Below are 22,893 nucleotides of genomic sequence, written 5' to 3'. Positions count from 1 at the left end.
GATTGTGCATACTGTCGATCCTGACCGGTGGTTGATAGAAACGAGCGTAAGGACGTCGAGCAACGCGAAGGATTCCGGTGAGTATTTCCGAAGTCGATATCGAGCAGCGCGCGATCGGGCGGGCGCCCCGTTTTCATCCGGCGTGGACGATCGTGGCCGTGGCTGCTCTCGCGCTCGTCGCGGCGGGAAGCTTCGCCACGATCGCGGGCCTGATCACCGAACCGCTGGTCGAGACGAAGGGGTGGAGTCGCGCCGGGATCGGTGCCGCGGTGGCGGTGAACATGGTCCTCTACGGGGCGGTCGGGCCGTTCGCGGCGGCCATGATGGACCGCTACGGCATCCGCCGCGTCACGTCGTACGCGCTGATCACGCTGATCGCGAGTTCGGTTCTCACCGCGCTCTTCACCCCGTCGGTGTTCTGGTTCGTGCTGTGGTTCGGTTTCGCCATCGGTGTCGGAACCGGGTCGATCACCACGGTGTTCGCCGCGACTGTGGCGAACCGGTGGTTCTACCGCAAAATCGGTCTCGCCACCGGATTGCTCACCGCGGCAAGCGTATTCGGACAGTTCGCGATGCTGCCCCTGCTGTCGGTGCTACTCGGGCGGGCCGACTGGCGCGCGCCCGTTCTCGTGTGCGGCGTCCTGGCCACGGTGGCGCTACTCGCCGTCCTGCTCTTCCTGCGCGAAGGTCCCGCCGCGGTCGGCACCGTCCGGTACGGCGCGGATCCGGGCAGCGAAACGGTCGGCACGGATCGCCCGATCAACCCGTTCGCCCGCACCATCACCGCCATGCGCAGCGCCTTGCGCGATACCCGATTCTGGGTCCTGGCCTCGATGTTCGCGCTGTGCGGAGCGACCACGAACGGGCTGATGTGGAGCCACTTCACGCCCGCCGCCCACGATCACGGGATGGCCGCCACCACCGCGTCGGGCCTGCTGGCCATCATCGGTGTCGCCAACATTCTCGGCACAGTCTCGGCGGGCTGGCTCACCGACCGGATCGAACCGCGCCTGCTACTGGCCGTGTTCTTCCTCGGCCGCGGCGTGTCGCTCGCCCTCCTTCCGGTTCTGTTCACCAGCGGACGGTCCCCCGACCTCGTCGTGTTCGCCGTGGCTTTCGGCATCCTCGACGTCGCGACAGTGCCACCGACACTGACCCTGTGCCGCCACTACTTCGGCGCCGACAGTGCCCTCACCTTCGGCTGGATCAGCGTCTTCCACCAACTCGGCGCGGGCGCGATGGCCCTCACCGGCGGCCTGATCCGCGACATCAACGGCTCCTACACTCCCCTCTGGATCACCGCCGCCCTCGCCTGCCTCACCGCCGCCGCCCTCGGAACCACCGGCTCCCGAATCAGATGAGTCATGGCGTTCATGACCTCACTCGCAGCGGTCGTCGAAACCATCGGCCCCGTTCGATCAGATAAGGGCCCGGTGCTTGCTGATACGGCTGCGCACATCGCGCATCATCGCATTGGTGCCGGCGAACCTGATGAACTTCGGGATGAAGCGGTTGACGAAGCCGACGAACTGGAACAGGTGCTCGAATCGGCGCTGATCCGCCGTGCTCCATTCGATCGCCATCTGCTCACGGAAATGCGGTGGCAAAAAGCCCGCCGTCAAGTACCGCAGGAGGCTGCCGAACACCACCCGGATGGACCAGTGGATCATCCGCAGGTGCAGCAGATCGTCTATATAGGCGCGGAATCCGTCGTCGCACACCACCTGCTTGCACGCCTCCAGCCAGTACTCATCGAACTCGGCCCGCGTCTTGGGCCACATGTCGGGGTGTACCTGCAGGGTGGTGCCGAAGGTGTCCGAGCCCTGGAAGAACGCCTCGAGTTCGTCGTCGGTCATCTTGCCGCACAGCAGTTGATGGGTGTCCTCGAAACCGATGTAGATCGCCGCGGCCACGTACATCTGCAAGTTCCGGTCGAAGGCGTTGTACTTCACCTTCGAATCCGGGCGCGACCTGACCTGGCGGTGCGCGACATTGACCGCCTCACGCATCGCCGACTTGTCCTCGTCGGTGCCCAGAACAGCCACCGCGAGGTAGGCGGAGGTGGTCCGCAACCGCTTCCACGGATGCACCATGAGCGCACCGGATTCGACCGGACTCTCCATCACACCCGCCGCGACTCCCTGGTGGGCGAACTGCATCGCCACGTTCGCGGCAGCACCCGCGAACATCCAGAAGTCCAGGGCATCGGCCAATCGGGCGGGCCGTTTGCGTGGAGACCGGTGGGTGTCGGGAATATGGAGGCGAACCCGATCGAGCGTCAGCGCACGCTCGGTCGCAGCGGGTTCCACCGCCGGGGTGGCCGACCGACGCCACGCGGGTCCGGCGCCTTCGTCGACGTAGGAATCACTGTGTGGGTCGACGTAATTGGGTTCGCCAGGCCTGATTGCCGTGCTCATCGTCATCCTTTCCCGGAGATGTACCGCGCGACCGAGCAGCCGAGGCGATGCACAGCAGCCCGGCGTACCTCGCGAGCGCGGTTCGGTGCCAAGCGGACCTCGACACACTCGATATGTTACTGCTCATTCCTCACATAGAGAGATATTTTCAGGAACCAGACGATCGGTTTCACAGGTGATTGACAGCTCTACTCGCGATCACTAAGTTGATATCCATTCATCAATGGTTGCGGAGCGGGCATGCTCTGCGGCGCCGGGTGGACAAGACCGCCGCCGACAGGCGGCATTCCGGGAGTTCACTCCCGGAGCACAAGGCTCGCGGCACGGGATGTCCAGGCCCTTTGCCCCCACTGCCGCGAGTCTTGTGGCCCACCCCAGGTGGAAGGAGTCCGCCCGCGATGAAGTCCGCGGCATCCCAGACCGGATCGTCGGCAGGTCCACTCCTGCGCAGGCATCTGGGTGATCGACGTTTTCTGCTGATGCTGCCGCGAGCAGTCGGACTGCAGATCCTGCACCCGTCGATCGCACCCGCACTGGTCGAGCACGCGTCGACTCGCCTGTGGGAGCACAAGAAGCGCGCCGTTCTGCAGATGATCTACCTGGCTTGCGCCGGCCACGACACCGCATCCGCGATACGTTTCGCCCACGAACACGTCAAGGGAACCGACGACCTCGGCCATCGCTATCACGCCCTCAACCCCGACGCCTTCCTCTTCCAGCACGCCACCTACGTCGAGACCCTCATGACGGCGGCCGACGTGTTCGGACCACCGTTGTCAGAGCAGGCCCGCGTACAGCTCTATCAGCAATGTTGTGATTGGTACCGCGGCTACGGAATCAGCGATCGGCACCTACCGCCCACTTGGCCCGAGTTCACCGAGTACTTCGCCGACGCGTGCACGCGGAATCTCCGAAAGAGCCCGGCGGCAACAGAACTGGCCGATCAGGTCCTGCACCCCGACGCCTGGATCGTCCGGCGCCTGCCCACCGCGGCGGTACGGGCAATGCAGCACGAGCGTGCCGCGCACCTTCTCGGTGTGCGACAGCGCGATTCGGATGGCGCCGCATTGCGTGCCGTTGCCGCGATGACCCGAGCAGGGTTCGCGACGGTTCCGCGTCGAGTCCGCTTCGTGAGCCAGGCCGGGCTCTGACACTCGATCTGCGACACACCGCGACGACCCCGCCCGCCGACCTCATGTCGTGTCCGGCGGGCGGGGCGTCCACCGACGCGTTCTCAGAGACGTTCGATGATCGTGGCGTTGGCCAGTCCACCTGCCTCGCACATGGTCTGGAGCCCGTAACGACCGCCGGTCTGTTCGAGATGGTTGACCATCGTCGCGAGCAACCGGGTTCCGGAGCCCCCGAGCGGGTGCCCGAGCGCGATCGCGCCGCCACGCGGATTCACCTTGGCCGGGTCGGCGCCGAGCTCGTGTTGCCAGACGAGCGGAACCGGGGCGAACGCCTCGTTCACCTCGAAGGTATCGATGTCGTCCACAGTCAGGGAGACCCGGTCGAGCGCCTTGCGCGTCGCCGGGACCACGGCGGTGAGCATGAGCGTCGGATCGTCGCCGACAACAGCGAAGGAGTGGAAGCGGGCGCGGGGGGTCAACCCCAGCTTCGCCGCCATCGCCTCGCTCATGATGAGCGCCGCCGACGCACCGTCGGTGAGCGGCGAGGAGTTGCCCGCGGTCACCGACCAGTTGATCTCCGGAAACCGGTCGAGGAGAGCGGGATCGGTGAAGGCAGGGCGCAGGCCTGCCAAACCTTCAACAGTAGTGCCGGTGCGGATCGTCTCGTCGGCATCGAGGTCTCCAGCGGCAACGAGCTCGGCATCGAACCCGCCAGATGCCGCGGTGGCAGCGGCCAGTCGATGCGAGCGGGCCGCGAACTCGTCGAGGACCGCGCGGTCCAGTTTCCAGCGGGCAGCGATGATCTCGGCCGCGATCCCCTGTCCGATCAGGCCGGCCGGATAGCGAGCGGCGAGTGGGCCACGCAGCGAGTCTTTGCCCTGGGTATTGGAGAACATCGGCGTGCGGCTCATCGACTCGACGCCGCAGGCAATCGCCACGTCGTACGCACCGGCGAGCACACCCTGGGCGGCGAAATGCACGGCTTGCTGGCTCGAACCACACTGTCGATCAACCGTGGTGGCAGGTACCGACTCCGGGAAGCCCGCCGCCAGCACCGCGGTCCTGGTGATGTTGTTGGCCTGTTCACCGCTCTGGGTGACACAGCCGCCGATCACGTCGTCGACGAGGACCGGATCGATACCGGTGCGCGCGACCAACTCTGCCAGCACACCGGCCAGCAGGGTGGCCGGATGCACCGACGACAGCCCTCCGCCGGACTTACCTCGACCCGACGGTGTACGAACCACATCGATGATGACAGCTGACATCATGAACCTCCTGCACGGTCGCCGGCCACGCGGCGACATCCCTCACGTAAGTTAATGCCCATTCTTATCATTTGCCATCAGATGGTAGCCAACTAAACGTTTTCCATGGTCCCGCATTGCCGATTTATGTTACTGTCGATTCCGCAGCATCACGAGTTGGGGGCATGATGCGCGGGCCGCATCGGCACCGGCACGCACCCCTCAGCGGCGTCCGGTGCCGTTGCGATGACCCCTCCCCTCGCAACAGCCCGCGCCGACTCGCAGGCGGGCGACCGGCGAGAAGGGCGCCGCGGGCGCGACCTGCGACGGCACTCGATTCGGCGCCCTATAGGCAATCCCGAATCTATGAGATATGTTACCGGTAATTCTCATCACAGTGATGAGAATGAGTAGTAACTTGATCTTCGATGTAGGCCTCTCGATCAGCAGAAGTCTCAGCACTTCTCGCACGACTCAGGGGAACTCGCTCGCTCTTCGGGACCACTCCCAGAAGAACGATCGACAACAACATCGCTCCGCCAACGACGGCGGCCAGCAGGCCTGACGTCGTCCAAGGTCCCGAGGAAGGACACCGGTACCACCATGTTGCGACGGCTGGACAGGTTTCTCAGCTATGAGATGAAGGTGTCCGAATTTCTCGGCACTCTCATCATCATCGGCATCCCCTACGGACTGGTGGGGGTCATCTGGACATTCACCCACACCAGCCACCTGCGTGACCTCCACGGGGCCGACCTGATCATCTCGTTCCTCGGATCGATCGTGTGCTGGCCCGTACTCGTCTTCGCGAATGTGACGATGACCTGATGATGGCGCTGGTATGGGTCATCGACATCATCGTGATCATCGTCAAGATCCTCGGCGGGCGGACACAGGTCAATCCTGTTCTCCGAGTGGGCATGTGGATCGCGCTGCTCTGCGTCATCGCCCTGTGTCTGGCGGTCGTCGGCGCACTCGTCGTCCTCCTCGAACACTGGCTGAGCTCGCTCTGAGCAGCCGGGAACACATTCCCCCGCAGCAAGAAAGGATCGGTGCAGCGTGACGCCGCAACCGGCCACCGAACCGTCCGAGATCGGACGACTCGTCGACAGTGCCACCGGGCTATGGCGACGGCATCCCCAACAGTCGATCGAGACCCTCGGCAGGCAGGTCCTACTCGGTCGGGCAACGATCGCGCAGTTGTTCCTTTCTCTGGTGCAACGGCGGTTTCCGTTCCAGGAGTTCATCAAACAGTGCGCGTTCATGGCCAACGTCTCCGCGTTGCCCACCGTGTTCGTCGCGATTCCGGTCGCGGTGGTGGTCTCGATCCAGGTCGGCGCGCTGGTCAACCAAGTCGGCGCCACCACCTTCATCGGCGCGGTCGCCGGGCTCGGCATCATCCGCCAGGGCGCACCACTGGTCACCTCGCTGATGATCGCCGGCGCGGTCGGCTCGGCCATCTGCGCCGATCTGGGCTCCCGCACGATCAGGGAGGAGATCGACGCGATGAAGGTGATGGGCGTCGACCCGGTGCGCCGACTGGTCGCCCCACGACTGGCCGCCGCGGTACTGGTGAGCATGCTGCTGTGCGGGTTCATCGTGTTCGTCGGCTTCGCGACCGCCTACTTGTTCAACGTCTACGCCCAGCAGGGCACGCCGGGATCGTTCATCAGCTCGTTCGCCTCGTTCGCGGTGGCAAACGACCTGATGGTCGCGCTGTTCAAGGCGGCGATCTTCGGTGCACTCACCGCGATCATCGCCTGCGACGTCGGACTGCACACCAAAGGCGGTCCCGGCGGCGTCGCGAACTCGGTGAACTCGGCGGTGGTCACCTCGGCCCTGATGCTGTTCGCCACCAACATCATCGTCACCCAGCTGTACAACAGCTTCTTCCCCGCGAAGGTGGTGTGAGATGGCCGCCGAGTACATCCCGCCCGCACTGCGGCCGGTCCGCGCGATCAGCGCGACGGCCAAGATTCCCGTCCACGCCAATCAGCGCCTCGGCCACCAGGCCATCGTGTTCTTCCAGGCCCTGCTCGCCATCCCGTTCACGCTGCGTCACTACCGCAAGGAAGTCGCCCGTCTGGTCGCCGACGTCGGCTGGGGCAACGGCTCGGTCATCGTCGGCGGCGGCACGGTGGGCGTGGTCGTCGTGCTGTGCGCGTTCGGCGGCATCACCGTCGGAGTCGAGTCCTACACCGCGTTGAACCTGCTCACCATGGGACCGCTGACCGGCGCTATCTCCGGCTTCGCCACCACCCGTGAGATCGCGCCGATCCTGGGCACGCTCGCCTTCGCCATCCAGTCCGGTTGCCGATTCACCGCGCAGCTCGGCTCGATGCGGATCTCCGAGGAGATCGACGCGCTGGAGTCGATCGCGATCCGCCCGCTGCCCTACCTGGTGACCACCCGGATGATCGCGGCCACGATCACCATCATTCCCCTCTACACACTCGGCCTCGCAGTCGCCTACATAGCGACCAAGCTGTCGGTGCTGTTCCTGGGCGGAACGACCGCAGGCACCTACGACCACTACTTCTTCCAGTTCCTGATCGGCGGGGACGTGTTCTTCTCGATCTTCAAAGTGGTGGTGTTCGTCCTCATCGCGGCGTTCATCCAGTGCTACTACGGCTTCGTCGCCTCCGGCGGACCCGAAGGCGTCGGCGTCGCGGCGGGCCGGGCCATCAAGATGGTCATCGTCGTCATGGTCTTCACCAATCTGTTTCTCACGCTTGCGATCTGGGGCATCGACCCCGGATTCCGGATCTCGGGATAGGTCGATCGAATGATTCTCGATCTCAGCGGCCGCGGCCCCAAACCCCTGCAGCTCACGCTCGCGGGACTGGCGGTGATCACCGCGTTCGCGGTCGCGCTGTATCTGCTCGCACTGCGCTACAACGGCGAGTTCGAGGACACGGTGGTGGTCGGTGCCGACCTCACCAGCACCGGCGACGGGCTACCCCAGCGCGCCGACGTGAAGTACCGCGGCATGCTCGTCGGCGCGGTCGGCTCGGTGGAGATGGTCGCCAAGGGCGAACGCCAGCACGCCACCTTGGAACTGAAGCCGGGTCTGGCACAGACGATTCCCAACACGGTCACCGTGCGCGTCATCCCCGACAACATCTTCGGCGTCTCCTCGCTCCAGCTCGTGGACAACGGGGGGACCGCCGAGGGGCTGCGCGAGGGTGCGACCATCCGCGAGGACACCAGCGAGGCCACGATCCAGCTGCAGACCACGCTCAACACCCTGCGCGACGTGCTCGACACCATCCAGCCCGAGAAGCTCGGCCGAGTGCTGGCCACCCTGTCCGCAGCGCTCGATCCGAGCAGCCGCGTACCGGGTTCCACGGTGGAGCGCCTCGACACCTGGCTGACCACCATCCACCAGATCCCCGAAATCGGCCACCTGCTCGGCAACTTCGGTCAGGCGGCGACAGCATTGAGCCAGTCGGCACCGGAACTGGTCGGGGTACTGGCCGATTCGGTGACCTCTGCGCGCACGCTCAACGAGCACCGCACCCAAATGGTGGAGCTGCTCACACAGGGCAACTCCACCATCGAATCGGTCAATGCCCTGTTCGCCGCGAATCCCGATTCGGGCAAGGAATTGGCCTCGGGCCTGGACCAGCTGCTCGGTGGCATCGCCAAGGATCCCGGCGCGCTGCAGTCGACGGCGGCTAACCTCAACAACTCGTTCCGCAAGTTGCAGCAGGTGTTCAACTTCGGCCCGCGCAACCAGATGACCTGGCGCATGGACGTGACGTTCACACCGTTCCAGCAGTACACCGCGAAGGACTGCCCACACTACGGCGACATGGCCGGTCCCCGGTGCGGTGGGCCGACCGTGCCCGAAGTCGCACCGCCGCAAGAGTATCCGGCCCAGATGCTGCCGAAGCGGCTCGAGTCCGCCGGACCCGCACCGGTGCTGACGATTCCCGGCCTGCCCGCGCTGCCGAGCATCACCGTGCCGACTGTTCCCGGTCTGCCGACGATCCCGGGTCTGCCCGCCATTCCGGGATTGCCCGCCATTCCGGGGATCACGGCACCCGCCGCATCCCACGATCCCGCGCCCGCCGCCACCCCGGCGGCGCAGCCTCGGCTGAGCGGCATCGCCGCGGTGTCGGCACTGGTCGGCGGCAAACCGACGTTCAGTCAGTTGCTGCTGCTCGGGTCGATCCTGGGCAACATTGCCATCGTCCCTGACACCGAAGGTGGTGTCCAACAGTGAAATCCACCAAAGCACTCCTCGGGTTCAGCTTCTTCGCCGTCTTGGCGACGTTGCTCACCTACACGATCTGGTCGACCCTGCAACGCAGCGTCCCCGGCAACACCACGAGCTACTCGGCGGTCTTCACCGATGTTCTCGGATTGCGCATCGGCGACGACGTCCGGATGGCCGGTGTGCGGGTCGGCCGGATCGACAAGATCGATTTCACGGACAACTACATCGCCAGGGTCGACTTCCAGATCGAGGCGCGCCAGCACCTGACCGATACCACCAAAGCCCTGGTGCGATACCAGAATCTGATCGGTCAGCGCTATCTGGCGCTGGCGCCGGGCACCGGCGAGGGCACCGTTGTCCCCGCAGGCTCGCAGATCCCGCTCGAGCGGACCGAGCCGTCGTTCGATGTCTCGGCGCTGCTGTCCGGATTCGAGCCACTGTTCAGTGTGCTCCAGCCCGACCAGATCAATTCGCTGTCGGAAACTCTCATCCAGGCACTGCAAGGCAACGAGGTGTCGTTGGCTGCGCTGATCACCCAGGCCGCCCAGTTGGCCAGCACCTTCGGTGAACGCGATCAGATCATCGGCGATGTGCTGAGCAATCTCAGCTCGGTGATGGCCGGTCTGGCCAACCGCAGCGATGAGCTGGAGACCCTGATCACGCAGACTCGCAGTTTGATGGACGGGCTCTACACCGAGGGCGAATCGTTGAAGAGTTCGGTCGAACGGGTGGCGGGAGCGACGAACGGTTTGGTCTCGCTCATCGAACAGGTCAAGCCCGGCCTGGCCGACGCGCAACGCAACGCGACGACAGGCGTGATGATGCTGCTCTACAACGGCGCCGCCCTCGATCGCGCTGCGGTCGAATTCCCGGACTTCCTCAACGGCGTCGCCCGGTTCACCCAATACGGGACATACGGCAATGCCTACATCTGCCGCCTGGACGTCTCCCTGTGGGGCGTTCTCCTGCCCGAAGGCTTGTTCTCCCAGGTCGGCGGCACCTCACAATCGGAAGTGTGCCGATGATCAAACCACGCGTCCCAGCATTCCTGCGGCACAACCAGCACCTGCGGCTCGGCCTGATCGCGGCCCTCGCGGTGCTGGTATTGCTCGGCGGTTCGAATCTGCTCAACCAGGTCCGACTCGGCGACAAGACCATTCACGCCGAATTCGCCCAGGCCGCCGGACTACGGCCGGGCGCGACAGTCGATGTCTCCGGCATCGAAGTCGGTGAGGTCAAGGCGGTGAAGCTGATCAACGACCGGGTGGAGGTCGCGCTGCGGATCCGCAAGGACATTCGCCTCGGCGCCAACGCCCACGCGGCGATCAAGATGTCGACCATCCTCGGCAGGCTGCACATCGTGCTGCGCCCCGGTGACGGAAAAGAGCTCCCCGACAACCGGATCCGGCTCGACAACACCGAGGTGCCGTACAACCTGAGCAAGGTCATCCAGGACCCGAAGTACACCTCCTCGTTCGAGCGGATCGAACGGATCGACCCGGCGAAACTGCGCACCGCGCTCGATGTGTTCAGCGCCCAGCTGGGCGATTCACCCGCCATGGCGGTGCAGGCCCTCGACAGCATCGGCTCGCTCGCCCAGGTGATCAACAGCAGGCGAGACGAGGTCGACACTCTGCTCGAGAGCATGGATCAGGTCTCCCAGCTGGTCTCGGACAACCGCAACAGTGTGTTGGTGCTGCTCACCAGAGGCGAAGCGATCGGGGCGGCCGTGCAGAAGCGCCAGACCCTGCTCACCCAGCTGCTCGACAACGTCGCCGACATGTCGAGGCTGCTGCAGGACATGGGCATCGAGAACAACGGTGAACTCGGACCGCTGATCGCCAACCTCAACACGATGGCCGACGGCCTGACCAAGAACAAGGAGAACCTGGACCGGATCTACGAGTACGCCCCGGTCACGTTGCGTCAGTTCAACAATCTGCTCGGCAACGGTCCCTACGGCGAGATCTGGGCACCGTGGATCCTTCCGGACAACTGGCTGTGCTTCGCACAGGCCGTACAGGGGTGCAACTGATGAGGACGAAACGCACGAGCAAGCTGGCGGCGGTCTGCTTCGCCGCAACGCTCGCCTCGGGCTGCGCCCTGCTGCCCGACAGCCTGACCGGCCTCGGTAATCAGGTGCTGGGCGAGCAGAAGCGCATCAGCGCCGACTTCGAAAATGTGGCCGGGCTGTATGCGGGCAACGAGGTCTCGGTGCTCGGCGTGCCGGTCGGTGTCGTCGATTCGGTGACACCGCGCGGCAGCTACGTCGAAGTGGTGATGTCGGTCGACCGCGACGTGCGTATCCCCGCGGATGCGATGGCGGCGCTGGTGTCGCCACAGCTGATCACCAACCGCCATGTCGAGCTCGCCCCGGCCTATACCGGCTCAGGGCCCGAGCTCGCCGACGGTGCCCATCTTCCGCTGACTCGCACCAGGACACCGGTCGAGCTGGACCGGATCCTGGCCAACTTCGATCAGCTGGGCGAGGCGCTGAAGGGCGACAGCCAGAGCGGTCCCATGGCGAGCCGGGTGCTCTTCCCCCTGCTCGACGGCAACGGTGACCGGTTGCGCGAGACGCTCGACGAACTGTCGGCCGCCTTCGAGCTGACTTTCGCCAACAAGGATCAGATCGCCAATACCATCATCGAACTCGGCGAGATCACCCAGATCGTCGCCGACAACGATCAGACCGTCCGTGATTTCAGCGGTCGCATCACCGAGTTGGTGGCGTTGTTCGGGCAGCAGTCCCCCGGTCTGCAGGCGGTACTGACCCAGCTCGACGACTTCATCACCAATACCTCCTCGGTGGTCGGCCAGAACCAGGATCAGCTCGCGGGCGCGCTCACCAAGTTCGTCGCGATCGCCGCCCAGATGCGGGCCAATGCCCGCAATCTGACCGAGATCATCGACGTCGGCCCGCTGATGTTCCAGAACTTCGACAATGCGATCAGCCGAGAGCACCAGGCTCTGCGCCTGCACGGTCTGCTCGACAAGATCGTGCTCGACAGCGAGGTGGTCTCGCTGTTCTGCGAGCGCGTCCAGATGCGTCTGGACGGCTGCCGCACCGGCAAGATCTCCGATATGGGCCCGGACTTCGGGCTGACCGCCGCGCTGTTGGGACTGACGAAATGACTCTGCGCACAACGTTGGCCGCGGCCTTCTGCGCCGCCGCCGTGGCCGCATCGAGCAGCGGCTGCTCGATGACCGTGGCCGAGCTGCCGATGCCCGAACCGGGCATCGGTGGGCCCGGCTATACCTTGCACGCCACTTTCCGGGACGCGCTCAATCTGCCCGATCGCGCCCACGTCAAGATCGGCGGCACCGACATCGGTGTCGTCACCGGAATTTCGACGACCTCGTTCCTCGCCGATGTCGAGATGCTGATCCGCACCGACATCCAACTGCCGCAGGGCACCACCGTGGAGCTGCGCCAGGCGACCCCGCTCGGTGACATCTTCGTGGCCATGACTCTGCCGAGTGCCGAGGCCGCCGGGCCGCCGCTGCGTGAGGGCGCGACCATCGGCGCCGAGCACACCGCATCGGCCGCCTCGGTCGAGCAGTTGATGATGTCGGTGTCGATGCTGATCAACGGCGGCGGACTCAATCAGGCAGCCGAAGTCACCTCCGAACTCAATTCCATCTTCGCGGGCAAGGCGCCTCAACTGCAGCACCTGATCGGGGAAATGACCTCGGTCATCGCCGCGCTCAACGCACGCACCGGCGACCTCGACGCGACGCTCACCGGGTTGTCGGTGCTGACCGGCGAATTGGCTCGGCGCAAAACCGAACTCGGCGCCGCGGCCGACAGCTTCCCGCAACTGATCGGGCTGTTCGCCGAGAACAACCAGGCCATCGTCGACCTGATCAACAAGGTGGCGGTGACCATGGACGCACTCGGCGACTTCAGCGCCACGAACGGGCCGCAGTTCGTCAGCCTGTTCCAGAGCATCCAGAATCTGATGTCCGGGTTCGCGCAGATGGGCGATGACCTCACCGGCACGCTCGAGGGCTTCCACCAGGTCTACCCCTCGGTCATGGACAGTATGCAGGGGCCGACCCTGGCCGTCGGAGCGATCCTGTCCTACCTCGATATCGGTGCGATCACCGATCCGGCAGGCAGTCGCTGGCCCGACGGCACCGATGTGCCTGCGTTCATCGGCAGCATCACCGACGTGATCGCCAAGGTGACCGGCCGCCTCAACAGCACGCCGCAGCAGCCGACCCAAGAGGGGCCCAGATGAATTCACCGTTGTGGGAGTGGCTGGTTCGCCGTCGCGTGGCGGTCGCCAATGCCGGTTTGGTCGTCGTCCTGCTGCTGGGCAGCCTGTATCTGGGCGGCGCGGTCCTGCGGATCGACCCGACGAGTACGCGCTACGTCGTCACCGTCGAACTGGCCATCTCGGGTGGACTCACCGCGGGCAGCGATGTGACCTTCCGTGGCGTTCGGGTGGGGCGGGTCGATGACGTGCGAGTCGCCGGTGACGGGGTCGCGGCCGTGGCCGAGATCGAGGAGGGCACCCGGATTCCGGTCGGCGGCACGGTCGCTGTCGCCCGCTTGTCGGCCGCGGGTGAGCAGTACCTGGATTTCCGCCCCGAGACCGATAGCGGACCGTATCTGCGCGACGGCTCCGTCGTCGCCCGGGCGGACACCGCCGTGCCCGTGCAGGTGCAGTCAGTGCTGGCGAACATGTCAGGCCTGGTCAGCGGTTTGAACCCCGACCGCCTCAATGTCATCGTCAACGAGCTCGACAAAGCGCTCGCGGGCGGACCGGACGGCTTGCGCAACATGATCTCCGGGATCAGTCGCGCGATGGCGGGTCTCACCGATCTGCTGCCACAGACCGAGCATTTGCTGCGCAATCTCGAGGTCATCGCCGCGACGACCGCGCACGCGCAACCCGACCTCGGCACCCTCACCAACGCGGGTAGCGCCCTGTTCCAGCAGTTCTCCGCCGCCGATGCCGAATTGCGGCACCTGCTCCAGGAGGGGCCGGGCCAGCTGGCCACTCTCGGGGGCTTCATCTCCCGCACCCACGACCCGATCACGGACCTGGTGACGAACTTCGTCGCGATCACCCGGGCGGCCAAATTGCGTCAACCCGCGATCGAGCTGCTGTTTCCCACGTTGAGCCGCTTCTCCGAGGCGGTCGGGGTCCCCGCCCACGACAATGCCTTCTTCACGCTCGTCGATCCGTGGCCGCGACCGACCTGCGACTACGACACTGTTCCGATTCTGCCCACCCAGGCCACCGCCGATACCAGGGTGCGGCTCTACAACTACTGCGTCACCGACAATCCCGCGCTGCAGGTCCGTGGGTCGGCGAACGCACCACGACCCGCAGGACCCGACAACGGTGCGGGACCGCCGCCTGGTGTGACCGGTGACGAACTGTCCCAGCCCTCGGTGCCCGCACCAAGATAAGGAGCACGAAAAGCGATGACCAACGACGAAACACCCACCAGCACAACACCATCAGAAGGATCGGCGGACATGGTCGCTGCGACGACCTCCGCCGAGTCCAGGTGGTGGGCGATGGATCGCAAGACCCTCGGCCTGCGCGGCGCCACCGCGATCGTCCTCGGTATCTCGGTGGCGACCTCGGTGTTCCTGTTCGTGGAGAACAAGAACAGCACCGAGCTCCTCGAGGCCCAACAGCAGGCCCGCGAGGCCGCGTGCCACTACGCGCCGGCACTGGCCGAATACGACAGCAAGAGCCTCGACACCTACTTCAAGGCTGTCCTCGCGGGTGCGACGGGTGACTGGAAGAAGCAGTTCGAATCCACCAGCACCGAGCTGCGCGACGCCCTCACCCAGGGTGAGGTCGTCTCGAAGGTCACCGACACCCAGTGCGCGTTGCGCTCCGGCGACGAGAATTCCGCCGAGGCGATCGTGGTGATCGGGACGACCATCTCCAGCCTGGGCACCGAGCACAAGGCCAAGCCGAGTCAGCTGTCGATGGTGTTCAACTTGCACAATGACGACGGCCGCTGGCTCGTCGAGAAGGTGAACTCCCCGTTGACCTCGCCTCCCGCCCAATGACCCCGGTCCGGCGGATCGACCTCGCGCCACCAGGCGATAGCATGACAGGCAAGATCATCGGGAACTCACTGTCCCCGCGCGGAACAAAGGGTAAGACGACGAGCAGCCAGGCAGACGAATCCCCCGCGGATGCGCCGACTCGCCAAGTCAGGCGCAGGCCGAAGAATCGTCGTGCCCAGATCGCGGCAGAATCGGCCGCCGCCTTCGGCGCGCACGGATACCACGGTGTCAGCATGGACGACATCGCGCGACGCCTCGATATCAGTTCCACCGCGCTGTATCGGCACTTTCCGAGCAAATACGCGCTGTTCCGGGAGGAACTTCTGCGGTTGTCCGGGATTGCGGTAGGCGCGGTCGAGCTACCCGGCGAGGCCGTCGACTGGACGCCACGCCAGCGCGTCGATCATGTGCTCGACGCTGTCATCGGCTTGACCATTGCCAATCGGCCGACCGTGGCGCTGGCCCGCTGGGAGCGCCGCTATCTCGAGCCGGTCGATCTCGAGGAGTTCACCGATCAATTCGCCGCGGCCATCACCACGCTGCGCAAGCTGATCGGCGAGGTAAGACCCGAGTTGAACGGTCGAGACCGGGCGGTGCGCGCAGTCTCGATCTTCGCTGTGGTCAGCAGCATCGGCGACCACCACGCCACCGTACCGGCGAAGGCTCTCGCCCGGCTGCTCCATACGACCAGCTGGACGTTGATCGACGCTGATCTCAGCGGACCGGACCGCACGAAGCCTGCCGGTTCGAAGGGCGCGCAACCGCAGCCGTTCAAGCATGATCTGCTGCTGGGCAAGGCCGTCGAGCTGTTCCACGAACGCGGCTATCCGAATGTCAGCATGGAGGATATCGCCGCCGCCGCGGATCTGTCGGCCGCATCGGCGGTGTACCGCTACTACCGCAGCAAGAGCGATCTGTTGGTAGCCGCGTTCCGGCGCGCCGCCGACCGGGTATCGGGAGCGATCGCGCCCGCGATGGCCGCCGCGGACACTCCTGCCGAAGCGCTCGGCACACTGATCCAGCTCTATGTCTCCGGTTCGTTCGCCGAGCGCGCGCTGACCTTCGTCTACTACGCCGAGTTCAGCCATGTCGACCAACCCGATCAGGTGACCCTGCGCCATCTACAGCAGTTGATCATCACCGAATGGGCGAAGTTGGTGGTGGAGGCGAGGCCGGAGCTGTCCATCGGCGAGGCCCGAATCCTCGTGCACGCGGCCTTCAGCCTCGTGGTCGACCTCGGGCGCACCTTCGGCGACCATGGAATCAGTCCGCAGGAGACTGTGATCCGTTTGCTGGAGACTATTCTGCTCGGTCAGCCCCTGCCGCGGTAGGCACCGAACCACCTGCGCCGTCAATAAAGGGGGCGTCCGACCGAAACCGGTCGGACGCCCCCTTTCCCCTCCGTGTCAGAGACCGAACGTCTTACCGATGATGTCGCGCTGGATCTCGCTCGTTCCGCCGAAGATCGTGGAGACCAGGGCCCCACGGACATGCTTTTCCATGTCGAACTCCCGGGCGTAGCCGTACCCGCCCATCATCTGCATACCGGCCAGTGCGACCTGTTTGGACGTCTCGGTGGCCTTGAGCTTGGCCATCGATGCTTCGCGCGCGAAGGTCTTGGCCGGGTCGGCGTCGACCGCGGCGGCCACGCTGTAGACCAGCAGTTTGGTGCACTCGATCTCGGTCGCGAGGTCGGCTACCCGGTGCCGGAGCGCCTGGAAGGAACCGATCGGCCTACCGAACTGCTTGCGCTCACTGATGAACTGCAGCGTGTCCTCGAAGGCGCGCTCGGCAGCGCCGAGGCTCATCGCGGCCAGAATGAGCCGTTCGAAGTTCAACCCGGTCATCAGCTGACGCCAGCCGTTGCCCACCTCGCCGACCACTGCGTCCGCGGGGAGCAGACAGTCGGTGAAGTACAGGTCGTTGGTCTCCTTCTGGTTGCCCATCAGCTCGATCGGGCTGATCTTGAGCCCCGGCGTGTCGGCGGGCACATGGAACATGGTGAGTCCCTCGTGCTTGCCGCCACTGCGATCGGTGCGCACGACCAGCAGGATGTTCTCCGAGATGTGCGCGTTGGAGCACCAGGTCTTCTGACCGTTGATCAGCCAGCCGTCGTTGGTCTTCTCCGCTTTGGCGGTGATGTTGCCGACGTCGGAGCCCGCCTCCGGTTCCGACATCGAAATCGACTGCGACGCACCACGAACGATGCCGCGCAACACCGTGTCCTTCTGGGCATCGGTACCGAACTTGGCGTAGGCACCACCGGTGATGAGGGTCGGCCCGATCGCACCGATCGGCAGCATGCCGCGCAGGCTCTCTTCGAGCAGGATGCACATGTCGACCATCGTGGCGTCGGAGCCGCCGTACTCCTCGGGCACGGTCAGGCCGAGCCAGCCCAGTTCGGCCATCTTGCCGTAGACACCCGCGTTGTGCTGTTCGGCATCGTGGTCGGTGAGCGCGTCACGCTTCTCCCGGGTGCCCGCCTCACGCTTGGCGAACGCTGCGACCGCTGCCGCGAAATCCTGCTGTTCCGGGCTGAATTCGACGCCCATAGTGGTTTTTCTCCCTTGTTTCGTTGGATTGAGGATCAGCTACCGGCGCGGTAACGCATCGTGGTGACGCGGCGGATGAGCCGCATCGTCGACGCTGTCCGTGCGAATGACTGCAGTGCGACAGAATTGATGGCGAACCGCTGACGAGCGATCGAATGCGTTCGAGTGAACTCGCGCAGCCCCTGCGCACCGTGGATGCGCCCGATGCCGGATTCGCCGACGCCGCCGAACGGCAGCGCGGGAATGGCGGCGTAGGCAGCGGGTGCGTTCACCGAGGTCGCGCCGGCGCGCAGTTGCCGCGCGATCTCCATGCCGCGCTTACGCGAGTAGACCGAGGAGGCCAGCCCGTACCGCGAGGCGTTGGTCAGCGCGATCGCCTCCGCGACATCGGCGACCCCGCGCACCGTCAAGGTCGGCCCGAAGGTCTCCTCACGGACCGCGGCCGAATCCTCCGGCGCGTCGAGCAACACCACCGGTGAGACGAATGGCGCGCGTACCGAATCGCGACCACCGAACACAGCCGTCGCACCGCGCTCGAGCGCGTCGTCGATGTGCGCGGAGACCACGTCGATCTGGGCGGGCATGGTCATCGGACCGTAGGAGGACGACTCGTCGGATCCCGGCACCAGCGTACTGACGATCTTGCGAACCTCCGCCAGGAACTCGTCGAGCACCGAAGCCACGACATAGCACCGCTCGGTTCCGACGCAGGTCTGGCCGGCGTTCGCCATCGCGTTCCACACGACGCCGTCGGCCGCGGCGGCGACGTCGGCATCCTCGGCCACGATTGCCGCGTCCTTGCCGCCGCATTCGAGCAATACCGGGGTCAGCGTCGGCGCTGCGGCGGCCATGATCCGCGCGCCGGTAGCCGTGGAGCCGGTGAACGCGATCTTATCCACCCCAGAGGTCACCAGCGCAGCTCCGGTCGCCCCGTAGCCGGTGAGCACGCTCAGAATGCCTTCGGGCAGTTCAGGATTGGCAGCGGCGAAGGCTTCGACGTACCAGCGTCCCACTCCGGCGGTGAACTCGCTCGGCTTGAAGATCACGGTGTTGCCCGCGGCCAGTGCGTAGGCGATCGAACCGTTGGGGGTGTACACCGGGTAATTCCAGGGGCCGATCACGCCGACCACACCGAGCGGTCGATACTCGATCACCGCCTCGTGGTTGGCCATCATCAGGCCGGGGAACACGCGCTGGGGTGCCAGCAGCTTGCCCGCGTTGCCCGCAGCCCATTCGAGGTGTTCGACGGCGGTGATCACCTCGAGGAACGCGTCGTCGAGCGGCTTGCCGTTCTCCCGGTGGATCAGGGCGCAGAACTCGTCGATGTTGACGATCAGATGTTTCGCCCAGCGCCGCAGCGCGGCCTTTCTGTCCTTGGCTCCCAGTCCCGCCCAGCCCGGTGCGGCCGCGCGAGCGCGTGCGACGGCGTCGGCCACGGCGGCCTCGTCGTCGATCGGCCAGCGGCCGAGAACCGCACCGGTCACAGGATGGTGGGTCTCGAGAAACTGCTTGTCGACGGCCTCTGCGACCAGGGATTCAGTCATCGGCGACTTCTTTCGAAAGGAATCGGATCGGTCCCGTCTCCGCACACCCGATCACTGGATCGATCAGGGCGGACCCAGCGGTTTTCGCGCTCGGCCCGAGTTCGTTGACAGGAATGCTCCAGCTCGGTTAAGTTAACACCCATTCTCAATAAGTTAATCACGATTCTCGCCGGATGCAAAGAGGCCATGGGTTTCCTGCCACCGGCGCAGAACTCCCGAGCGGAGAGAGGCTCAATGCTGCGCACCCGATTCACCGAGGCATTCGGTGTCGAGCACCCCATCGTGCAGGGCGGGATGATGTGGGTCGGCCGTGCCGAACTCGCGGCCGCGGTCTCAGAGGCAGGCGGTCTCGGCATCATCACCGGTCTGACCCAGCCGACTCCCCAGGCACTGCGCGAGGAAATCGCTCGGACCAGGGATCTCACCGACAAACCGTTCGGCGTGAATCTGACGATCCTGCCTTCGATCACACCGCCGCCCTACGCGGAGTACCGCCAGGCGATCATCGACGGCGGCGTCCCGATCGTCGAGATCGCCGGCGGCAACCCGGCGACCCACCTGCCCTACCTCAAAGACGCGGGCATCAAGGTGCTGCACAAGTGCACCAGCGTCAAGCACGCGCTCAAGGCTCAGCAGGTCGGCGTCGACGCCGTCAGTATCGACGGCTTCGAATGCGCCGGTCATCCCGGCGAGAACGACACACCGGGCTTGGTCCTGATTCCCGCCGCCGCTCGCGAGATCGAGATCCCGATGATCGCCTCCGGCGGCATCGCCGATGCTCGCGGGCTGGTCGCCGCGATGGCGCTCGGCGCGGACGGCGTCAACATGGGCACCAGGTTCCTGTGCACGGTCGAGTCGCCCATCGCGCACGTGGTCAAGGAACAGATCGTCGCCAACACCGAACTCGACACCAAGCTGATCTTCCGGACCTTGAACAACACTGCCAGAGTCGCCGACAACGCCGTCAGCCGCCAGGTCGTCGAGATCGAGCGCGGTGGCGGCACATTCGACGATGTGCGCGAACTCGTAGCAGGCGCTCGCGGCCGCAAGGTCTACGAGGACGGCGACCTCGACGCGGGCATCTGGAGTGTCGGCCAGTGCCAAGGCTTGATCCACGACATTCCCACCTGCGCGGACCTGGTGGCGCGGATCGTGCGCGAGGCCGAGACGCTCATCGCAGGTCGCCTGGCCGAGTCGATCGTCGAAACGGTGGCCCGATGAGCGAGAGCATTCTGGTCAAGGAAGAAAGTGGCGTCCTGCGCCTGACGATCGACCGGCAAGCACGGCTGAACGCGATCGATCTCGAAGCGATGACCGAACTGGGCGATCTCATCAGCGCTGCCGCGGCCCGGCCTTCCGTTCGGGTGATCGTGCTGACCGGTGCGGGCAAAGCGTTCTGCACCGGCGCCGACCTGGCCGCGGCCGCCGCCGCGGGCGGCAACGAGGCCTCACCACAGGTCGTGATGGACACCGCCAACGCCCTGATCCGCGCGATCATCGCTGCACCGACTCCGGTGATCGCGCGGGTCAACGGGCCCGCCGCCGGCGTCGGCGCCTCGATCGCGCTGGCCGCCGATCTCGTCTACGCCGCCGACAGCGCGTACCTGCTGCTGCCGTTCACCTCCATCGGCCTGATGCCCGACGGCGGCGCAACGGCGGTCGTCGCCGCCGCCATGGGTCGTGCCAGGGCCGCGGAAATGGCGCTGCTGGGTGCTCGATTGCCCGCCGCCGACGCCGCTGCGGCGGGCTTGATCACCCGATGCGTACCCGCCGCCGCACTCGACGATCAGATCGACGCCGTCGCCGCCCAACTCGCGGCGGGTCCCCGTCGCGCGCTGCAACTGACGAAAGCTGCCATCAACGCGGCGACGCTGACCGAACTCGACGCAGCACTCGCGCGTGAGAAGGACGGACAGATCGAGCTGCTGACCTCCGCGGACTTCCTCGAAGGAATGACCGCGATGCTGACCCGTCGCGCGCCGAACTTCACCGGCGCCGTGCATCCGATCGCCGAACCGGCCTAACCCTTTCCGCGCCTTCGAGGAGACGACGATGTCCACAGAACCCCTGCGCTCGCGCCGCAATCACTGGATGAACCAGATCGCGATCCATGCCACCACCATCCCGGACGCTCCCGCCTTGCGTTACCTCGGCAAAACCACCAGCTGGGGTGAACTGCACTGGCGGGTGGGCCGGTTGTCCGACGCGCTCGATCGCCGCGGCGTCAAGCCCGGCGACCGCGTGATGATCCTGATGCTCAACAACACCGAGTACCTCGAATCGGTGTTCGCGATCAACACGCTGGGCGCTATCGCGGTGCCGGTGAACTTCCGGCTGACTCCGCCCGAGATCGCCTTCCTGGTCGCCGACAGCGGCGCCACGGTGATCATCACCGACGCGGTGCTCGCCCCCCTCGCCGCAGCGGTAGCCGTCCAGTCCCCTGACCTGAGTACTCGGATCGTGGTCGGCGCACCGAGCGGCGACGGCGCTGTCGGCTACGAGGATCTCATCGCCGAGACCGGCGAACCGCACGAGCCACGCGATATCGCCGAAGACACCGCCGCACTGATCATGTACACCTCCGGTACCACCGGAAACCCCAAGGGCGCGGTCCTGACCCACCTGAACATGAGTTCGCAGGCGCTCACCTGCATCCGCGCCATGCGCTACAGCGCCGACGACATCGCCTTCTGCGCGTCGCCGCTGTTCCACATCGCCGGTTTGGGCAGCGTCGCGTCGTGTTTCGTCCTCGGTGCGTTGACGGTGATCCATCCGCTCAAAGCCTTCGACGCAGGTGAAGTGCTCGATGCCTGGGAGAGCGAGCGGGCGACTTCGGTGTTCCTCGTGCCCGCCCAGTGGCAGGTGGTGTGCGCCGATCCGACTGTCGCACAGCGTGATCTGCGGCTGCGGGTGATCAGCTGGGGCGCTGCCCCGGCCTCCGACACCGTGCTGCGCGCCATGGCGGAGACCTTCCCGAACGCGCTCAACGTGGCGGTCTTCGGGCAGACCGAGATGTCGCCGATCACCTGTGTCCTCGACGGCGAGGACGCGATCCGCAAGCTCGGCTCTGTCGGCAAGCCGATCCCCACCATCGCCACCCGAGTCGTCGACGACGAGATGAACGACGTCGCCCAGGGCGAGATCGGCGAAATCGTCTACCGCGGACCGACTTTGATGCGCGAGTACTGGAACAACCCGCGCGCGACCGCCGACGCGTTCGCGGGCGGCTGGTTCCACTCCGGTGATCTCGTCCGCCTCGACGAGGAAGGCTTCGTCTACGTCGTCGACCGCAAGAAGGACATGATCATCTCCGGCGGCGAGAACATCTACTGCGCCGAGGTGGAGAACGTGCTGTTCGCGCACCCGCGGATCAGAGAGGCAGCGGTGATCGGCCGTGTCGACGACAAATGGGGCGAAATCCCGGTCGCGATCGTGGCCGTGGAGGACGCCGATGACATCGGTCTCGCCGACCTCGAACCGCACCTCAACGCCCATCTCGCCCGCTACAAGCACCCGAAGGACCTCGTGGTGGTCGACGCCCTGCCGCGCAACGCGGGCGGCAAGGTCGTCAAGCACGAACTGCGCAAACTGCACGGCTCGACGGGCTTGACACCCGCAGCCACCAGCTGAGTCAACCCGATTCCGCTGCGAATTCCGGCGGTGGTCTCCTCGGCAGCCGAGTCGTGGAGACCACCGCCGATTTGTATGAACTCCCACACCGTCACTGATTCGATCACA

At 65.6% G+C, this 22,893-nt stretch carries 21 protein-coding genes; 17 read left to right on the top strand and 4 right to left on the bottom strand.

Annotation, left to right across the window (positions count from 1 at the left end; genetic code table 11):
• The first annotated feature begins 77 nt into the window (after nucleotides 1–77).
• Nucleotides 78–1,361 (top strand): MFS transporter, encoded by a 1,284-nt coding sequence (locus ACFWPK_RS10585; RefSeq protein WP_378914362.1) that lies wholly within the window; start codon nucleotides 78–80, stop codon nucleotides 1,359–1,361.
• Between the two features lie 57 nt (nucleotides 1,362–1,418).
• Here the strand turns inward: ACFWPK_RS10585 and ACFWPK_RS10580 are convergent, their stop codons facing one another.
• Nucleotides 1,419–2,417 carry an oxygenase MpaB family protein gene (locus ACFWPK_RS10580; RefSeq protein ID WP_378914361.1) on the bottom strand — a complete coding sequence of 333 codons (999 nt, stop codon included), beginning with the start codon at nucleotides 2,415–2,417 and terminating at the stop codon, nucleotides 1,419–1,421.
• 398 nt (nucleotides 2,418–2,815) lie between these two features.
• Here ACFWPK_RS10580 and ACFWPK_RS10575 point away from each other — a divergent pair, with 398 nt between their 5' ends.
• Nucleotides 2,816–3,568, top strand: coding sequence for an oxygenase MpaB family protein (locus ACFWPK_RS10575; RefSeq protein WP_378914360.1), 753 nt, complete (start codon nucleotides 2,816–2,818; stop codon nucleotides 3,566–3,568).
• Nucleotides 3,569–3,651: 83 nt separating this feature from the next.
• On the opposite strand, the gene ACFWPK_RS10570 is transcribed toward ACFWPK_RS10575, so the two are convergent.
• On the bottom strand, nucleotides 3,652–4,818 hold the full coding sequence (locus ACFWPK_RS10570; protein WP_378914359.1) for a thiolase family protein: 1,167 nt from the start codon (nucleotides 4,816–4,818) through the stop codon (nucleotides 3,652–3,654).
• Between the two features lie 579 nt (nucleotides 4,819–5,397).
• Between ACFWPK_RS10570 and ACFWPK_RS10565 the strand changes: the two genes are divergently transcribed.
• The 12 genes from ACFWPK_RS10565 (at nucleotide 5,398) to ACFWPK_RS10510 (ending at nucleotide 16,390) form a co-directional block, all read left to right on the top strand.
• Nucleotides 5,398–5,622: a hypothetical protein gene (locus ACFWPK_RS10565; protein WP_378914358.1), complete on the top strand. Its 225-nt coding sequence runs from the start codon at nucleotides 5,398–5,400 to the stop codon at nucleotides 5,620–5,622.
• Nucleotides 5,622–5,807, top strand: a complete 186-nt coding sequence (locus ACFWPK_RS10560; protein ID WP_378914357.1) for a hypothetical protein — start codon at nucleotides 5,622–5,624, stop codon at nucleotides 5,805–5,807. The genes ACFWPK_RS10565 and ACFWPK_RS10560 overlap by 1 nt, the downstream gene beginning before the upstream one ends.
• A gap of 46 nt (nucleotides 5,808–5,853) precedes the next feature.
• Nucleotides 5,854–6,705: an MlaE family ABC transporter permease gene (locus tag ACFWPK_RS10555; protein ID WP_378914356.1), complete on the top strand. Its 852-nt coding sequence runs from the start codon at nucleotides 5,854–5,856 to the stop codon at nucleotides 6,703–6,705.
• A 1-nt stretch (nucleotide 6,706) separates the two neighbouring features.
• Entirely contained in the window at nucleotides 6,707–7,570 is an 864-nt protein-coding gene (locus ACFWPK_RS10550; RefSeq protein WP_378914355.1) for an ABC transporter permease, read from the top strand.
• A gap of 9 nt (nucleotides 7,571–7,579) precedes the next feature.
• A complete protein-coding gene (locus tag ACFWPK_RS10545; protein WP_378914354.1) occupies nucleotides 7,580–9,022 on the top strand; it encodes an MCE family protein in 1,443 nt (480 codons plus the stop codon).
• On the top strand, nucleotides 9,019–10,041 hold the full coding sequence (locus ACFWPK_RS10540; RefSeq protein WP_378914353.1) for an MCE family protein: 1,023 nt from the start codon (nucleotides 9,019–9,021) through the stop codon (nucleotides 10,039–10,041). Before ACFWPK_RS10545 ends, ACFWPK_RS10540 begins: the two co-directional genes overlap by 4 nt.
• Nucleotides 10,038–11,051 carry an MlaD family protein gene (locus ACFWPK_RS10535; protein WP_378914352.1) on the top strand — a complete coding sequence of 338 codons (1,014 nt, stop codon included), beginning with the start codon at nucleotides 10,038–10,040 and terminating at the stop codon, nucleotides 11,049–11,051. Before ACFWPK_RS10540 ends, ACFWPK_RS10535 begins: the two co-directional genes overlap by 4 nt.
• A complete protein-coding gene (locus ACFWPK_RS10530; RefSeq protein WP_378914351.1) occupies nucleotides 11,051–12,151 on the top strand; it encodes an MCE family protein in 1,101 nt (366 codons plus the stop codon). Before ACFWPK_RS10535 ends, ACFWPK_RS10530 begins: the two co-directional genes overlap by 1 nt.
• Entirely contained in the window at nucleotides 12,148–13,260 is a 1,113-nt protein-coding gene (locus ACFWPK_RS10525; RefSeq protein WP_378914350.1) for an MCE family protein, read from the top strand. Before ACFWPK_RS10530 ends, ACFWPK_RS10525 begins: the two co-directional genes overlap by 4 nt.
• Nucleotides 13,257–14,441 (top strand): MCE family protein, encoded by a 1,185-nt coding sequence (locus ACFWPK_RS10520; RefSeq protein WP_378914349.1) that lies wholly within the window; start codon nucleotides 13,257–13,259, stop codon nucleotides 14,439–14,441. Before ACFWPK_RS10525 ends, ACFWPK_RS10520 begins: the two co-directional genes overlap by 4 nt.
• 69 nt (nucleotides 14,442–14,510) lie before the next feature.
• Entirely contained in the window at nucleotides 14,511–15,059 is a 549-nt protein-coding gene (locus ACFWPK_RS10515) for a hypothetical protein (RefSeq protein ID WP_378914348.1), read from the top strand.
• Nucleotides 15,060–15,100: 41 nt separating this feature from the next.
• Nucleotides 15,101–16,390: a TetR/AcrR family transcriptional regulator gene (locus ACFWPK_RS10510; protein WP_378914347.1), complete on the top strand. Its 1,290-nt coding sequence runs from the start codon at nucleotides 15,101–15,103 to the stop codon at nucleotides 16,388–16,390.
• Nucleotides 16,391–16,465: 75 nt separating this feature from the next.
• Here the strand turns inward: ACFWPK_RS10510 and ACFWPK_RS10505 are convergent, their stop codons facing one another.
• Complete coding sequence (locus ACFWPK_RS10505; protein ID WP_378914346.1) at nucleotides 16,466–17,611, bottom strand: acyl-CoA dehydrogenase family protein; 1,146 nt, start codon at nucleotides 17,609–17,611, stop codon at nucleotides 16,466–16,468.
• A gap of 35 nt (nucleotides 17,612–17,646) precedes the next feature.
• Nucleotides 17,647–19,155: an aldehyde dehydrogenase family protein gene (locus ACFWPK_RS10500; RefSeq protein WP_378914345.1), complete on the bottom strand. Its 1,509-nt coding sequence runs from the start codon at nucleotides 19,153–19,155 to the stop codon at nucleotides 17,647–17,649.
• Nucleotides 19,156–19,389: 234 nt separating this feature from the next.
• Between ACFWPK_RS10500 and ACFWPK_RS10495 the strand changes: the two genes are divergently transcribed.
• Genes ACFWPK_RS10495 through fadD5 form a run of 3 tightly spaced genes read left to right on the top strand, consistent with a single transcriptional unit; the run spans nucleotide 19,390 to nucleotide 22,785 of the window.
• Nucleotides 19,390–20,376: an NAD(P)H-dependent flavin oxidoreductase gene (locus ACFWPK_RS10495; protein ID WP_378914344.1), complete on the top strand. Its 987-nt coding sequence runs from the start codon at nucleotides 19,390–19,392 to the stop codon at nucleotides 20,374–20,376.
• Nucleotides 20,373–21,179, top strand: a complete 807-nt coding sequence (locus ACFWPK_RS10490) for an enoyl-CoA hydratase-related protein (RefSeq protein WP_378914343.1) — start codon at nucleotides 20,373–20,375, stop codon at nucleotides 21,177–21,179. Before ACFWPK_RS10495 ends, ACFWPK_RS10490 begins: the two co-directional genes overlap by 4 nt.
• A gap of 28 nt (nucleotides 21,180–21,207) precedes the next feature.
• Entirely contained in the window at nucleotides 21,208–22,785 is a 1,578-nt protein-coding gene (gene fadD5, locus ACFWPK_RS10485; protein ID WP_378914342.1) for a fatty-acid--CoA ligase FadD5, read from the top strand.
• Nucleotides 22,786–22,893: the final 108 nt, after the last annotated feature.

The sequence above is a fragment of the Nocardia sp. NPDC058519 genome (genome assembly GCF_042719755.1).
In the GTDB taxonomy this organism is placed as follows: Bacteria; Actinomycetota; Actinomycetes; order Mycobacteriales; family Mycobacteriaceae; genus Nocardia.
Note: the sequence above shows the minus strand (reverse complement) of the source record. Positions and strands in the feature narration are given on the sequence as shown.